Source organism: Nonomuraea sp. NPDC005650 (assembly GCF_040605375.1).
Classification (GTDB): domain Bacteria; phylum Actinomycetota; class Actinomycetes; order Streptosporangiales; family Streptosporangiaceae; genus Nonomuraea.
Genome location: NZ_JBEXCR010000021.1, coordinates 183308 through 199641 on the forward strand (window position 1 = coordinate 183308; position 16334 = coordinate 199641).

General features: G+C 71.7%; 9 protein-coding genes. 7 read left to right on the forward strand and 2 right to left on the reverse strand.

What is annotated here, in order from left to right:
* The first annotated feature begins 198 nt into the window (after positions 1–198).
* The 3 genes from ABZS69_RS33870 to ABZS69_RS33880 all read left to right on the forward strand — a co-directional run bounded on the left by ABZS69_RS33870 (position 199) and on the right by ABZS69_RS33880 (position 7548).
* Positions 199–2802, forward strand: a complete 2604-nt coding sequence (locus ABZS69_RS33870; RefSeq protein WP_355379441.1) for a M4 family metallopeptidase — start codon at positions 199–201, stop codon at positions 2800–2802.
* 8 nt (positions 2803–2810) lie between these two features.
* The gene (locus ABZS69_RS33875) at positions 2811–6311 is read left to right on the forward strand and encodes a carboxypeptidase regulatory-like domain-containing protein (RefSeq protein ID WP_355379442.1); all 3501 of its coding nucleotides are present in this window, start codon (positions 2811–2813) and stop codon (positions 6309–6311) included.
* Between the two features lie 208 nt (positions 6312–6519).
* Positions 6520–7548, forward strand: coding sequence for a hypothetical protein (locus tag ABZS69_RS33880; protein WP_355379443.1), 1029 nt, complete (start codon positions 6520–6522; stop codon positions 7546–7548).
* Positions 7549–7765: 217 nt separating this feature from the next.
* Here the strand turns inward: ABZS69_RS33880 and ABZS69_RS33885 are convergent, their stop codons facing one another.
* On the reverse strand, positions 7766–9304 hold the full coding sequence (locus tag ABZS69_RS33885; RefSeq protein ID WP_355379444.1) for a pectate lyase: 1539 nt from the start codon (positions 9302–9304) through the stop codon (positions 7766–7768).
* Positions 9305–10294: 990 nt separating this feature from the next.
* Between ABZS69_RS33885 and ABZS69_RS33890 the strand changes: the two genes are divergently transcribed.
* From ABZS69_RS33890 to ABZS69_RS33900, 3 genes are all read left to right on the forward strand, one after another.
* Positions 10295–10492, forward strand: a complete 198-nt coding sequence (locus tag ABZS69_RS33890) for a hypothetical protein (RefSeq protein ID WP_355379445.1) — start codon at positions 10295–10297, stop codon at positions 10490–10492.
* Positions 10493–10562: 70 nt separating this feature from the next.
* The gene (locus ABZS69_RS33895) at positions 10563–11222 is read left to right on the forward strand and encodes a GNAT family protein (RefSeq protein WP_355379446.1); all 660 of its coding nucleotides are present in this window, start codon (positions 10563–10565) and stop codon (positions 11220–11222) included.
* A gap of 183 nt (positions 11223–11405) precedes the next feature.
* Entirely contained in the window at positions 11406–12341 is a 936-nt protein-coding gene (locus ABZS69_RS33900) for an aminoglycoside phosphotransferase family protein (protein ID WP_355379447.1), read from the forward strand.
* 27 nt (positions 12342–12368) lie between these two features.
* Here the strand turns inward: ABZS69_RS33900 and ABZS69_RS33905 are convergent, their stop codons facing one another.
* Positions 12369–15050 carry an AAA family ATPase gene (locus ABZS69_RS33905; protein ID WP_355379448.1) on the reverse strand — a complete coding sequence of 894 codons (2682 nt, stop codon included), beginning with the start codon at positions 15048–15050 and terminating at the stop codon, positions 12369–12371.
* 495 nt (positions 15051–15545) lie between these two features.
* On the opposite strand from ABZS69_RS33905, the gene ABZS69_RS33910 reads away from it, so the two are divergent.
* Entirely contained in the window at positions 15546–16334 is a 789-nt protein-coding gene (locus ABZS69_RS33910; RefSeq protein ID WP_355379449.1) for a hypothetical protein, read from the forward strand.

Sequence of the window (16334 nt, forward strand, 5' to 3'; positions counted from 1 at the left end):
CGGTGAAAACGTATACATCAACACGTAAACGGTCAAGGCTGAAAATTAGATATTGACGGAACGTGACGGAGGCTCAATACTCCAGATGATCAATCCCCTGGCCTCCCTACAGCGCCCGTGAAGCACCGGCTGACGTACGCCTGAGTGCTGGCGGTCTGCACCCTTCCCGTCACCCCCCGCACCTGTGTGGAGCATGCCATGCGCCTGGCCAAAAACGTTTTCCGTGCCTTATGCGTGGGCGGGCTCGCGGCCGCGGCCTGCGTCGCGGTGACCTGGGCGATGCTGGCACTGCTCGTGAGCGGTGCGGAAGGGCTGGTCGGGAGCTTCCTGGCCAAGAGCGTGAACGGCGTCACCACCGCGGCGGCGGCCGCCACGGGCGGCCCGGTGGACTGGTGGTCGGCCACGCTGTCCTCCGGCGGCCGGATCTGGCCGGTCCGCTTCCTGCTCCAGGGCTCGCCGATGGTGCTGCTCGCGCTCGGGCCCGTGGCGGCCGGTCTGACGGCCGGCCTGCTCACCCGGGGCCGGGGTCGGCTGCTCGCCGCCTCGGCCGGTTACGCCGCCGTGCTCACCGCCGCGGCCACGGTCACCGCCCTCGTGGCGCCCGGCGAGCTCGCGGCCGTCAGCACGCCCTGGCCGATCGCGTTCGTGCTCGCCCTGGCCTGGTGCTTCACCGCCGGGCTGGTCGGCCAGGCGGCGCGCCGCGTGAAGGTCGTGGCCGGCGCCGCGGCCGTCCTGCTGGTCGCGCAGTTCGCCGTCTCCGGGTCCGCGATCGCCGCCGCCCCGGCGAAGGCCAGGACCGAGCTGCCGGTGGCCATGGCGGCCGCGGGCCCGCCCGAACCCGCTCCGGTCGGCTACCTCCGTCCGGGCGTGACCGAGGCGCTCGCCAAGGTGGGGATCTCCAACGCCGCCGACGGAGCGAAGATCGCCGCCGACACCGGCGTCACCATGGCCAAGGACCCCTGGCTGGGCGTGCCCACGATGCTGAGCATGCGGAGCCCCGCCGGCAAGGACGTCAAGAGCTGGCTGCGCGCCAACGCCGGGCTCCTGGCGGCCAAGGACCCCGTCGCCCAGCTCACGCAGCTGCCCGCCAGGCCCAAGGACCCGCTGGGGCTCAAGCACGACTGGTTCCAGCAGCAGGTCGACGGGGTGCCCGTGTACGGCGGGCGGGTGGGCGTCCACCGCGACGCCAAGGGCAAGACCGTGCTCAGCCTGACCAACCACTTCGTCCCCGACCTGGCCCCCACCGGCACCAAGCCGACCCTCGACGCGAACTCGGCCGTGAGCGCCGCAGGCCGGGCCATGCCGGGCGCGAAGGCGGGCGCGGCGCCCGAGCTCTTCCTGCTGCCCGACGAGCCGGACCCGGGCAAGCCGGTGGCGGCCACGCTGGTCTGGCGGGTGCCGATGGTCGCCGACGACGGCCGCTCGACGGTCTTCTACGTCGACGCGCTCAGCACCGGGCGGATCGTCAAGTTCGAGCCCGGCCACCTGGAGTACAAGAACCGCAGCGTCTGGGACCTGAACAACAACCCCCGCCCCAGCGGCGGCCCGGCCAGGACCGAGGGCGAGGGCCCGGTGTCCGAGCCCGACGTCAACGCCGTCTACGAGAACAGCGGCCGCTTCTACGACTACCTGTCGAGCACCTTCGGCCGCGACAGCTGGGACGGCGAGGGCGCCAGGATGAACTCCTACGCCCGCTACTCCAACGACCGCAACCACCAGCCGGTCAAGAACGCCTTCTTCGACCCGCTGACCGGCGAGACCATGTTCGGCGAGGGCACCGCCACGCTCACCATCGTCTCCCACGAGTGGCAGCACGGCGTCACCTCCTCCACCGCGGAGCTGTTCTCCTTCTTCCAGGGCGGCTCGCTCCACGAGAGCTTCTCCGACGTCTTCGCGGCCTTCACCGAGTACAAGGTCAAGGGCAGCACCAACTGGAAGGCGGGCGAGGGCAGCTCGCTCGGCGTCATCCGCGACCTGGCCAACCCCGGCGCGATCAGCTACAACGGCACGCCGCACCCCGACCACTACAGCAAGTACTGGCTGGGCTGCGCCGACGGCGGCTGGGTCCACTTCAACAGCCTGATCCCCAGCCACGCCTGGTACATCCTGGCCACCCGCATCGGCATCGAGAAGACCCAGGAGATCGCCTACCGAGACCTCACCGTCATGCTCGGCCCGCGCTCCCGCTTCTCCGACACGCGCGCCGGCGCCATCCAGGCGGCCTCCGACCTGTACGGCAAGAACTCGCCCGAGATGCTGGAGGCCTGGCGGGCCTTCGGCGCGGTCGGGATCGACGGCACCTACGAGTCGCCGCGCCAGCAGTGCATGTGCTTCGCCGACGAGTCGCTGACCGGCGTCGGCCTGGAAGGGCTCGACCCTGACGGCTCGAGCACCGACGCGACCGTGGCCGGCCTGCTGCGCGTCCGCGACATCTTCGAGAACGCCGAGTCCGGCGCCGTCATGCACTACGCGCAGCTGTACGCCCGAGCCAACAGCCGCGCCATGGAGCTGCTCACCACCAGCGACACGCTCCGCAGGCAGACCGCGCACCTGATGCAGACCATGGAGCCCGCCTTCCGCACGGTCAACACGCCCCAGGGCGACCTGCTGACCGTCACGCAGGCGCAGATCGACGAGATCAACGCGCTGGTCGACGCCTACCTCGAGGCCGACCTCGACGCGGGCAGCGACGGCACCTGGACGGCACTGGCCCGCTCGGAACTCGAGCACGCCGACATCCAGTCCATGGTCGGCATGACCATCAACGAGGCGTACGCCTACCTCGACTCACTCTTCGAATGAGGAACCACATGCGCCGCCGCCTCCTGACGGCCCTCTGGCTGGTGCCCGCGTTACTGCTGGGCTCAGCCGTGCCGGCCGCCGCCGAGAACGACCCCCTGCCCGACCGGCTCGACCGCGCGGTCGCCGCCAAGCTCGCCCGGCACGACACCACCGACGTGTTCGTGATGCTCAAGGAGAAGGCGGACCTGTCCGGCGGGCGGTCGCTGCGCGGCCACGCCGCCAAGGCGGAGCACGGGTTCCGCACGCTGCGTTCGACCGCCGAGCGCAGCCAGCGCGGCCTGCGCTCCTTCCTCCGGGACTCCAAGGCGATCTTCACGCCGTACTGGCTGGTCAACGCCGTGCTGGTGCGCGGCGCCGACGCCGGTCTGGTCAAGCGGCTGGCCGAGCGGCCCGACGTGGCCCGGGTACGGCCGGCCGGCAGCGTCTCGCTGCCGGAGCCGGAGCGTGCGGCCAAGGCCCTGGCCCAGGTCGCGGGCGCGGAGTGGGGCGTGGACGCCGTCGGCGCCCCGCGCGTCTGGTCCGGCTTCGGCACCAAGGGCGAGGGCATCGTCGTCGGCACGATCGACTCCGGCGTGCAGTACGACCACCCCGCCCTGGCCGGGCAGTACCGCGGGCGCAAGGCCGACGGGAGCTACGACCACAACTACAACTGGTTCGACCCCACGCTGGTCTGCGGCGTCCCCTCGGCGACGCCGTGCGACAACAACGGGCACGGCACCCACACCATGGGCACCATCGTCGGCGCGGGCGGGATCGGCGTGGCGCCCGGCGCCACCTGGATCAGCGCCAAGGGCTGCGAGACGAGCAGGTGCAGCGACGTCTTCCTGCTGGAGGCGGGCCAGTGGATGCTGGCCCCCACCGACCTGGCAGGCGACAACCCCCGCCCCGACCTGGCACCCCACCTGGTGAGCAACTCCTGGGGCGGTGCCGCGGGCGACCCCTTCTACCAGGAGATCGTGAACTCCTGGGTGGCGTCGGGCATCTTCCCGCTCTTCGCCGCGGGCAACGCCGGCCCCGAGTGCGCCACCGCGCACTCGCCCGGCGACTACGCCAACACCTACGCCGTCGGCGCCTACCAGTCCGACGGGGCGATCGCCGACTTCTCCAGCCGCGGCGACCCCGAAGGCGCGACGATCAAGCCCAACATCACCGCGCCCGGCGTGGCCGTCCGCTCGTCCGTACCCGGCGGCGGCTACTCGGCCTACAGCGGCACCTCCATGGCCACGCCCCACGTGGCGGGAGCGGTGGCGCTGCTGTGGTCCGCCGCGCCCGCCCTGCGCGGCGACATCGCCGCCACCAGGCGGGCGCTGGACGAGACCGCCGTGGACGTGACCGACTACAGCTGCGGCGGCGACAGCGCGAACAACCGGGTGTGGGGGCAGGGACGCCTGGACGCCTTCGCCGCCGTGACCTTCGCCCCACGCGGCGCGACCGGCACCCTGGCCGGAACCGTCCGTGACGCCACCGGCGCCGCCGTGCCGAACCCGACCGTGACCCTGACCGCCTCCGGCGTCAAGCGCACCCTCACCGGCGGCGCCGACGGGACCTTCAGCATCCCGCTTCCTCCCGGCTCCTACGAGGTCACCGCCTGGGCCTTCGGGTTCGCGCCCGCCACCGGCACCGCCACCGTGGTCTCCGGCGCCACCGCCACCCGCGACCTGTCCCTGGCCGCGGTCCCGCGTTACGACGTGTACGGAGAGGTCCGGCAGTCCGGCGGCGAGCCGCTGCCCGGCGCGGTGGTCAGCATCGAGGGCACGCCGTACGCCCCGGTCACCACCGAGTCGGACGGCGCGTTCGCCATGCTCGGAGTCCCCGTCGGCACCTGGCGGGTGAACGTGCGGGGCGCCAGGTGCGGCGCCTCCACCACGGTGACGCTCGTGGTCGACTCCGACGAGATACTCCAGATCGACACCCCGCTGCGCACGGACGCCTTCAACAACAAGTGCGACGTCATCCCGACGCTCACCTGGGAGCCGGGCACCACCGCGCTGGCGCTGACGGGCGACGACGCGGGCGTCGCGGTCACCCTGCCCTTCACCTTCCCGCTGTACGGCAAGCCGTACACCAAGGCGTGGATCTCCACCAACGGCTTCATCAACTTCCAGCGGCTCAGCACCCTGTCCATCAACAGCGCGATCCCGAGCGGCGGCCTGCCCAACTCCGCGATCTACGCCTTCTGGGACGACCTCGTCGTCGACTCCTCGGCGCAGGTGCTCACCGCCACCCTCGGCGCCGCCCCCAACCGGCGCTACCTCGTCGAGTGGCGCAACGTCAGCCTCGTCTCCCAGCCCACGGCGCGGCTCACCTTCTCCGCGGAGCTGCACGAGAACGGGCAGATCCTCATCCAGTACAAGTCGCTGTCGAGCGGCCTGATGCCGCGCGGCTCCTCGGCCACGATCGGCATCGAGAACAGCACGGGAACGCTCGGCTTCGAGTACTCCAGCAACGTGCCCGTGCTGCGCGCCGGCATGGGAATCCGCTTCTACGGCGCGGGCGTCGTCCAGGGCGTCGTGCGCGACCCCGCCGGCACGCCACTCAAGGGCATCGAGGTCGGCTACTCCAAGGCGGACGATTCAACCCTCATGGAGCAGACCGTCACCGACGCCTCCGGCGCGTACCGCCTGTTCCCCCTGCCGGGCGAGTACACGGTGTCGATCGCCTCCAGCGACTGGGAGTACTACTCCTCCGAGGTCACGCTCGGCGAGGAGGGGCAGGTCATCGACCTCGACATCACCCTGTATCCCAGCAGCAGCGACCTCTCCGGCGTCGTCAGGGACAGCTCGGGCAAAGCCCTGCCCGGGGTGAGCGTGGCGGTCATGGACCGGAACATCGCGGCCGCGACCACGGACGCGACCGGCGCCTACCGGCTGACCGGCGTCCACGGCGGCACCCAGTGGATCCAGGTGTTCGCCCGGGCCTGCGAGGTGATCGTCCAGAAGCGGCTGACGGTCACCGGCGACCTGGTCGTCGACCTGACCCAGGGCATGCCCGTCGACGACTCCGGCTTCGCCTGCACGCGCAAGCCGCGCGCGTGGATCGAGGGCACCGAGGTGCTCGGCGTCAACGCGACGACCAGCGAGATGGTGCCGCTGCCCTTCTCCTTCCCGCTCTCCGGCGACACCTTCACCAGCGTGGGCGTCACGGGTCTCGGCCTGCTGCTCTTCTACGACGCGCTGACCGGCGAGTGGTCCTGGGCCGCGCCGTACACCGACAACCTGACCTACGACGGCCAGTCCTCGGTGCGCACCGCGACGGTGAACGGCACGTTCGTCGTCGAGTGGCGCGGCGTCCTGCTCAAGGACACCGGACTCCGCCTCACCTTCGAGGCGGTGCTCCATCCGGACGGCCGCATGGTGTTCCAGTACGGCGAGCTGCCCGACGACCCGCGGATCCGCAACGGGGAGGGCGTGGTGGCGGTGTCGAATGCCTACGGGCCCGACGTGCTGCTGATCCGCGGCGCGCTCGAGCCCGAGACGGCCTTCGAGGTACGGCCGGCCCCTCAGAGCTGAAGGCCCGACGACGACCGCCCGCTGTGCCGCTCCGCGGAGCGGGCGGTCACCCGCGGCGACCACAAGCGCTTTGAGACCACCGCCGAGCTGGGTGGACTGGGAGGGCGATCCCGCAGCAGGCACGACCGCCGTCACCCCTGGCCAACACTTCCACACAAGGCGGGACTTTGTGCCACCATGATCGCGTCGTTCCGTCGAAGGAGGCTGCTTGGTCGTTTTCGCCTGTGCGGAGTGCGGCGCCGTGATGACCGCGCGGGTGGCCCGGGTGGCGCTTCCCGACCACTCAAGCCAGAAGTACGGCCATGACCTGCTCTCTGGTCTTCTGGAGCCGGGAACGTACGTGGTGGACCCTGGAGAGGACCGGCCTTGGGAGCCGAGGCAGCCGGAGCCGGAGCCGGAAGAGCATGGCGTCCGACTGCAGACATACTGCATCTCGGGACCCCCGAACAGGATCGGGATCGCCCCGGGCGACGTTCGCGGAACCGTCTTCATCCCGGACAGGTTAGGCGGCTGCTGTTGCGGCTGGGACGGCCAGTACGGTCCCAACCTGGCGTGCGCGGGGTGCGGCCGTCCGGTGGCGACCCGGGTCGACGACTGCGGGTTCTGGCAGGTGGTGTGGCTGGAGCCGGACGCCGTGCGCCCCGTCGCCGTCGACGGCCCCGTCCAGCGGGTGCTCGACTGGCCGGAGTTGCCGAGCACACCGCCCGTTGATGCGCTTGGTTTCTGGAGCCCACCGTGGGAGGCCGCGGTCGCAGTGGCACTGGCGCACCTGCTGGCGGTTTCGGGCGGCAAGCGGGTGTCCGTCCCTGACGGGCCTGTCGCAGAGGCGTTCCGCCGGGCGATCGACATCCTGTTCCCTCCGGGACCACCGGAACGGCACCTCGTCCTGGCCGGGCCCGGCCTGTCGGCCGCGATCACGGACATCGCCCTGGTGCCGCGCCATCCACAGACCGGTGAGGCATGGCCGTGCGACGCGGGAGCGGTGGTGCCGATGGCTGCGGACGTGTGGACGTACCTGGCCTACCACGATGACCGGCGGCTCGTGCCGGCGGCGCACGGGATGCCTGCCGGCGTCCGCCGCGATGACCCGCCCCCGCTGCTGCCGCATCATCTTTTCCGCCCTGATGGGCGGGTGTTCCTCAGCACGCTCGAGCGGCTGGCGCCGGTTCGGCAGCCGTGGTTGCGCCGCATCTATGACCGGGTGAAAGACCGCCCGTACATGGACCCGTTCGTGTAGACGTCAAGCCCCGAACCGGACGTGTCGCTCCGGCTCCAGTGGATCAAAGGGGCAGCCCTGCCTGCCTGCTGCAGCCGATCGCCGGCCTGGGCGGCCTCGCCGAACCGACCTGCCAATCCGTCCCCGACCGGGGCTTCACAAGGAGACGGGGCGGGGCGTCCTTCTGACGGCCCCGCCTTCGTCCCTGGGCAGACGGAGTGGACGGCGGAAGCGGCCGTTACCCCGCGTAGGTCTCGAACTCGGCGACCTTCGGTGTGCTCGCCGAGCTGGTGATCCTGAAGGTGATCTTGCTTAGTGAGGTCGGCGTGAACGTGATGGCGCCCGTCCCGCTGCCGGACTTCAGGACCGCTCCGGTGCCGGCGTCGACGAGCTGCCAGGCGCCGATGCCGCCTTCGGAGCCTGACGCCTCACGGATGACGACTCTGGAGATCGTCGTGGCGGAGCCCCACTTGATCGAGATGTCACCGGTCGAGGCGGCCGGCGACCAGAAGGTGCTCATGCTGCCGTCCCGCACGTTGCCGTAGCTCGTCCCGTCGGCCTTGCTGGAGCCGTCGGAGCCGGCTCCGAGGCTGAGGTTGGGCCCGCCCGGCGTAGGGGTGGGTGACGGCGTGGGGCTGATGGTCGGTGTCGGCGTGGCCGTCGGGGTCTGCGGCGTGCAGCTGCCGTTCGACTCCTGCAGGCCCTTGTTGGCGCCGGCCGTCTGGAGGACGAGGCCCGGCACGCAGCTCGCCCCGTCGAGGGTGTAGGAGTAGGGGATGCTGACGGTGGTGTTGGACTGCGGGTTGGGTCCGGCGGGGTTGTTCTCGCTGCCCGGGGCGGACCAGGTCACGTTGTCGAAGATGTTGCCGCCGACCTGCCAGTAGCCGGCCTCGCTGGTGTAGAAGGTGCCCAGGACGTCCTTGGAGTTCTTGAAGTAGTTGTTCTCCACTTTGGCGCGGGCTCCGGCCCGGGAGTTGATGCCCGACTCGTGGAGGCTCACGTAGGAGTTGTTGTAGATGTGGGCGATGCCACCACGCAGCAGGGGTGTGCGGGAGTCGATGTTCTCGTACAGGTTGTGGTGGAAGGTGATGTAGCCGTTCGAGCGGTCGCTCTCGCTGGATCCGATGAGCCCGCCACGCCCGGAGTTGCGCAGGATGCTGTAGGACAGGGTCACGTACTGGGTGTCGTTCTTCATGTCGAAGAGGCCGTCGAAGCCCTCCGCCTCCCCGCCCGAGGCCTCCAGGGTGGCGTGATCGACCCAGACGTTGCGGACGCTGCTCTCCATGCCGATGGCGTCACCGCCGTTGGACGTGGGCGAGCCCGACTTCTTGACGTTGCGGACGGTCACGTTGCGGATGATGATGTTGCGGGCTTCGCGGATGTGGATGCCCAGCTGGTCGAAGACGGCCCCGCTGCCGACCCCGATGATCGTGACGTTGCTGATCTGCTTGAGTTCGATCACGTCGGCGGCGGTGTTGCAGCTTCCGCCCGAGACCTTGGTGGTGTTGCCGTGGTTGATGGTCCCTGAGACCTCGATGATGATCGGGGTGCTGCTGCTGGCCCGGTTGCACAGGGCCGCATGAATCGCGGTCCCCGTGGTGGCCCTGACCGTCTGCCCGCCTGCACCGCCGGTGGTTCCGCCGTTGGCGGTCGCGTAGCCGGTGGCGCCGCCGGCCGCCGCTGATGCCTGCAGCGCTGGTAAGGCCACACCGGCCGCGGCCGCGATGGCCACCGCGGCCAGCACCGCCTGGAGTCGTAACGCGACTGCTCGTCTCATCCTTGTTTCACCTTCTCCTTCGAACAACGGATGCGATCTTCTCTGCGCGGTCGCCGCCGCGGCATCGGGCTTGTCGCAGGTGCAGGTCGGCCGCTGGCTTCCGGCAGCGGATGAGCACCGCTCACATGAACGGACCCCTCCGCGTTGGGAGTGACCCACACCGTAGGAAAGCGCTTTCCGGGTGTCAATGCAGCGTGAAACTTTCATGTCGCCACCCGGCGGAGCTCTTGGCCGGCGACGAACGCCTCGGCAACCTCGAACCAGGGCATGATCGTTAACTGAACGGCATTGGGGTAGCAGCCTGCGCTGAGTCCGTCAATCCATTGAACAGCTGAACATCGGCGGATACGGGATAGCCGCCGATCCGGCAGCTCATCAGAATCGTGCGAGGAGATCGTAGACGGGAGAAAAGGATGTTCCGGCGAACTATTTTGATTCTCACAATGGCACTTGGGCTCCTCGTGCCATGGGCCTCGGGGGCCTCGGCGGCGTCGGCAGCACCGGCAGCATCGACCGCCTCGGCTGCGGCTGACTGCAACGGGTACGCGCCGTACGCCTATCCTCCGAGCCAGAACGGAGATGTGATTTCCGGAATCGGCGGATGCGGCAACCAAGCCGTCACGGTGGAGATCTGGATCGACGTGCCCGGGCCCGACGTAAGGGCAGGCTGCTGCCCCCGATACACCAGCCCGGTCACCGCATACGCCTACTGCAGCAGGACCGGCGCCGGAAACTACTACACGCTGGCCAGGACGCCGGCCGGTGACAGAGAATCCGCGCGAAGGTGGCTTTGCTAGCTGACACCGCCAGGTGAACGGCTGCATTCTGCGTCCCACATGCGGGGCGCAGAATGCAGCCATTCACCATGAACATGGCTCCATGCCGACTGACGCCGAAACGCCACAATGCACGGCGTCGTATTTACTTTGCCGTCCACAATCGAATTCCCGACCTCGACCCGGGCTCCGCCGACCGTTAGGGTCTGTCGTGATGACGACTTCTGCTTTATCGGGCGCGCGATGGTTGCTGCCTGACGACTACACCCACCACTCCGACGTGGCTCGCCGGCATCTGGTCCCGGGCTACGACCGGCCCACCCGCGACCCGCGGTATTGGAGACCGAACGTCGAACTGCACGACCTCCTGGAGATCTTCTCCGATCGCGGTGTCGAGGTCGACCTCCGCTGATCCACCCGCCGTAGCCGGCCCCAGGGGAAACCGGATGACGGGCCGACGGCCGGGCGATCATGATGGTGTCATGCTGGTCGATCACTTTCCGCCGGCCGGGCTGCGGCTGGTCACGCCGCGGCTCGAACTGCGGCTGCCCTCGCCCGAGGAGCTGGCCGAGCTGGCCGACCTGGCCGCCGAGGGCATCCACGACCCGGACGTCTCGCCGTTCCTCGTGCGGTGGACCGACGCGCCGCGCGCCGAGGCCGCCCGCAGTGTGATCCACTACCACTGGCGGCAGCTCGGCGCGTGGACGCCGCGGGAGTGGTCGCTCGACCTCACCGTGTTCCGGGACGGCGTGGTGGCCGGGCAGCAGAGCCTCGCCGCCCGGGACCTGGGCGTCACGCGTCAGGTGCGCACCACCTCCTGGCTCGGCCGCCGGCACCAGGGGCAGGGGATCGGCACCGAGATGCGGGCGGCCGTCCTCCACCTCGCCTTCGCCGGCCTGGCCGCCGAGGTGGCCCTGTCCGGCGCGCTCGAGCACAACGCCGCCTCCCTGGCCGTCTCCCGCAAGCTCGGCTACGAGCCCGACGGCCGCCTGCGCCACGCGGTGGACGGGAAGCTGGTCGAGGAGCACCGGTCACGCCTGACCCGCGACGCCTGGGAGCGGCATCGCACCGTTCCCGTGCGGATCGACGGGCTGGCGCCCTGCCTGCCCCTGCTGGGCCTCGACACGCCGCCGGGCCGCTGAGTCTCATCGAGCCCCCACGCGTGCGCTGTGCCGCATGAAACCGGCGGACGATGAGCTCGCCGGTGGCCGCGTTCAGGATCACGCGATGGGGAGTGGGCATGAAAGGCAAAATCCCGGGCGGACAACCGCTCGGGATACAAGATCATTATACCCCGGCCGAGTCCGGGCCCGTAGGGTGCCCGGATGATCGGGATACCGGAGGCGTTCGCGCGGAGCACCGTCGAGCGTGAGGGAGACCCGGGAGCGGCGTGGCTCGCCGAACTGCCCGGGATCGTGGACGAGCTGCTGGAGCGTTGGGGGTGCGTGCCGGACGGCGAGGTCATGCACGGGGGCGTCGGGATGGTCGTCCCGGTGCGCCGGCGGGCCGAGGGGGATGCCGTGCTGAAGGTGTCGTTCCCGCATCCCGGCAACGTCCATGAGCCGGACGCGTTCGCGGCGTGGGGCGGGCGTGGAGCCGTCCGGCTGTACGAGCGCGACGACGGGCGTTTCGCCATGCTGCTCGAACGGGTCCGGGCGTCGACCCTGGCGGAGGTCGAGGACGGCGACGAGGTCGTCACGGTCGCGGGGCGGATCAACCGCCGCCTGGCCGTCCCCGCGCCGCCCGGCCTGCCCCGGCTGCGGGAGCGGGCCGGCGCCTGGGAGGTGCGGCTGCGCAAGGACGCCGAGGAGCTGCCGCACACACTGCCACGCCACGTGGTCGACGCCGCCGTGGCGACCGTACGCGAGCTGGGCCCCGTCCAGCCGGACGTCCTCATCCACGGGGACCTCCACCCCAGGAACATCCTGCGCGCCGACCGCGAACCCTGGCTGGCCGTCGATCCCAAGGGGCACGCGGGAGACCCCGCCTACGACGCAGGCACGCTGCTCAAGTCACGTGCCCTGACGCTCCTCGAAGCGGACGACCTGCGCAAGGCCCTCGATCGTACGCTGGACGTCTTCGCCGAGGCCGCCGAACTCGATCGCGAACGCACCCGGCGCTGGGCCCAGTTCCACGCCGTCCAGGCCGCGTTCTGGGGCCGCCGTCACGGCTTCCGCATCGCCCGCGGGGGACCGCGGTTGGACCGGCTCGTCGAGTTCGCGGATCGCCTGTCGGAGTTGCTCGTGGAACCGTCTCCGTGACGCCCACCCAACGGGGCGGGCCCGGGCTCAGTGCATGAGCTTGGTGGTGAGGGCCACGCGTGAGCTCACCCCTAGCTTGGCGTACGCGTTCCCCAGGTGGTACTCGATCGTCTTCACGCTCAGCACCAGCTCCCTGGCCACCTGACGGTTCGTCATCCCGGTCGCCACCAGCCGCGCCACCGCCTGCTCCTGCGGCGTCAGCCGCAGCAGCGGCGAGGCGCCCGGCTCGGCGCGCGGCAGCCCGCACGCGCTCAGCTCCTGCTCGCACCGCCCCGCGTACGGCGCCGCGCCCAGCCTGGCGAACAGCCCGAGCGCCAGCTCCAGGTGCGACTGCGCCTGCCGGCGGCGGCCCAGCCTGCGCAGGAACCGCCCGTACGCCAGCCGCAGCCGCGCCTCGTCGAACGGCAGCCCGGCCACCGCGCCCGCGTGGGCGAGCGCGGTGGTGAAGGCGGCGTCGGCCAGGGCGTTCTCGTGGCGGGCCGCGTGCAGGCCGCCCCGGCAGCGGGCCGCCGTGGCCAGCGCCGACCGCCGGCCGCGCCGCCCCGCCAGCCGCTCGACCGCGACCAGGCAGGACTCGGCCCGGTCCAGCTCGCCCAGCCCCACCAGCGCGTCGATGAGCAGGTCGAGCCACTGCACGACGCCCGGCTCGTACACGATGTCGTGCACGTTCACCGCTTCCAGCGGCTCCAGCGCCGTCGCCGTCGCGGCGTGGTCGCCCCTGGCGGCGGCCAGGTGCGCGGCGGCGGCGCACCCGTGCGCGAGCGCCGCCACCGAGTCCGCCCCGGCGACGGCCGCCCTGACGTGGGACTCCGCGAGCGGCCAGGCGCCCCGCGAGGCCGGGACGAGCGCCGCCAGCCCGTGGCAGACGGGCGAGAGCCACCGCTGGTCGGCGTCGTCGGCCACGGACGCGGCGGTCTCGGTGTGCAGGGCGGCGTCGTCCCAGCGGCCGCAGCGGTACTCGACCTGTCCCAGCAGGGCCGTGGCCAGCATGCGGAACGGCACCGAACGCTCCCCGCACGCCGCCACCACCCCGGACAGGTCGGCCAGCCCGCCCGCCAGGTCGTCGGAGCACGTGCGCGCCAGCCCCCGGCCGAGCAGCGCGTCGAGGTCGGCGATCGACGCCGACGCGGGCGGCGGCAGGTCGGCGGTCGCGGCCAGCGCCGCGTCGATCTCGCCGGACACGGCCAGGCCGGTGAGCTGGGTGAAGCGGTTGTAGTCGATGCTGAGGCGGTAGCGGGGGGAGCTCCTGGCGCGTTCGGCCCAGCGGGCGGCCTGCCTGCCCTCGGCCCTGACCAGGCAGAGCATGGCCAGCTGCTGCGCGGCCCGCGCCGCCAGGCCCGACTCGGGCGGCCCGGCCTGCTGCCAGGCCGCGACGAGCTGCCTCCGCGCCACCTCGACCTGACCGCGCACCATGGCCAGGTGGCCGAGCGCGTAGCCGCGCACCGCCGGGTGCGCGTCCTCGGGCAGGCTCGCGGCCAGCCCGGCGGCCTCGTCGACCCGCCCGTCCAGCAGCAGCGCCTCCACCGCCTCGGCGGCCAGCGGCGCCGGGTCGCCCGACAGCTCCACCGCTGCCTTGAGGTGCTCGGCCGCGCCGCCGAACGCGCCGAGCCGTACCTGCGCCCTGCCCAGCTCCGCCAGCTCGGCGGCCAGCTCCGCGCTCGGGCCCGCCACCGCCTCGATGCGGTGCCGCAGCCGCGCCTGCTCGCCCTCCGCCACCAGCGCCGCCCGCGCGTGCAGGGCCGAGCGGCGCGCCGGGCCCAGGTCGCGGTAGACGGCCACGCGGATCAGCGGATGCGCGAACGCGGCCACGGGCCCGCGCGAAGAGGACCGTTCCAGGAGCACGCCCTCACGCACGGCCTCTTCGAGCGCGTGCAGCGGCTCCGCCACCCCGGCCACCCGCGCCGCCAGGTGCAGCGGGCACGACAGGCCCAGCACGCTGACCGCGCCGACCAGCTCGCGCACCGCCGGCGCGCACCTGGCCACCTTGGCCAGCACCAGCATCGTGTACGAGCGCGGCGCCGGCAGCGGCTCGGCCAGGTCGTCCAGCGCCCGCAGGGGCACCTCCTCCAGGAGCGCCCGCAGGTGCAGCGGCACGCCCTCGGTGTGGGCGACCAGCCTGGCCACCGCCCGCTGCGACACCCGCCCGCCCACCAGGGCGGCCACCTCCGGCTCCCGCAGCCCGCGCAGCCGCACCCGGCGGGTCGCGTCGGCCGCGATGAGCCGCCGCAGCCCCTCGGGCCCCGGGAGCGTGGCGGCCTCGCGCAGCATGAGCACCGCCATCACCCGGTCCACGCGCAGCCTGCGCAGGCAGAACGTCAGCGCTTGCAACGTCGGCGCGTCCGCCCAGTGCACGTCGTCGACGACCAGGCAGAGCGGCTCGCTCGCCTGCCGCTCGCTCAGCTCCGGCAGCAGCGCCGCGCCGACCGCCAGCGGATCGGGCGGCCCGGCCGCGGCCGCCGCCTCGACCTGCGCGGGAAGCCCGCCGAAGAGCCTGGTCAGCGTCCCGTACGGGAGTAACGCCTCACCCTCGTCACCGTCGGAGAACAGCACGTTGCCCGTCCCGCACGTCTCCAGGAACCGCCGGACCAGCGTCGTCTTCCCGATCCCCGCCGCTCCCTCGACCACGACGAGCCTGGGCAGCCCGGCGCTGGCGCGCTCGAACTCCGAGGCCAGGCATCGCAGCTCCTCATCCCGTCCGACGAACGTCATACCGGCCTCCGCACGCTGGGAAATCCAACGTTGCGCGGCGCGGCGGGCGGCTCAAGTAAGACTTGCCTGTCCCTTTGTCCAGAGTCCGTGCGAAAACCAGGGGTTATCCCCGGGTGCCGTCCGACGACGACGTGCCCCCGCGGCCGTTCCACATGCGGCCGGACGGGCCACGGCCGCACGAAGGCCTGTACTCCAGGGGAAATCCCCGGGGCGATCCCTGACGCGCGGAGCCCCCGGACGGCGGATCATGCGAGGCGGGCCCTGGTGGGAGGGGTGCGGGCGAGGGCTGTCGGCGGTTCGCGCGGAGCGGCCCCGGCCCTCGTCGCGCAGGAGGGCACGCCTCCCCGGAACCCGGGCCCAGCGGGGCGGTCACGCGCGTAGCCACACGTGGCCGCCCCGACGCCGTTCACAGCCCCGCAGCTGCCCGGGCCTTTACCGATCTGTGCTTCGCGCCATCATTGCACTGTGTGATAGTAATGTGACGTTGCGTATCCGATGAGTTTCGGGAGATTCTTCATGGTGGCGTACACGCTCTCAATCGTGGCGGCGGTGGGCGCGGTGGCGCTCACCGCGCTGATCTTCAGGAAGGTCAAACGAGCCGGAGAGGACCGAGACCCCAACGGCCCGTCCGCCGCGCACGCGGGAGCGATGCTGTCGGCCATGTTCCTGCTGGTCTTCGCCATCGCGATCATCGTGCCCTGGACCACGGCCGACGCCGCCCGCCTCAACACCCACTCCGAGAGCCAGGCGGCCGTCGACGCGTACTGGGCGGCCGACGCCCTGCCGGGCACCGCGCCGCAGGACGTGCGCAGGGCGCTGCGCGACTACGTCACGTTCGTGGTCAGGGACGAGTGGCCGCTCATGGCCGAGGGCAGGATGGACCCGGTCGGCGCCGCCAGGATGGACGAGCTGCGCGGTCGCGTCACCGACCTGCAGGTGACCGGCGACAAGCAGGACGACGCCAAGGCCGCCGTGCTGGAGAAGCTCAGCACGCTGTCCACCGCGCGGGCCCAGCGCACCGCCGACGCCGCCGCGAGGCCGCCGGCGGGGCTGCTGCACCTGACCGTCCTCACCGGCGTCCTGGTGATCGTCTTCCCGTTCCTGGCCGGGGCCAGGCCCAGGGGTCTGGCGCTGCTGCCGCTGCTGGCCACGGCCGCGCTGCTGGGCTTCGGCATCTACCTGACGTGGGACATCTCCCGCGCCTTCGCCGGGCCGCTGGCCGTCGGGCCCGAGGCGTTCCAGGGGGCGCTGCAGGAGTTCACCCGCATCGGCGGGGGCGTGTGA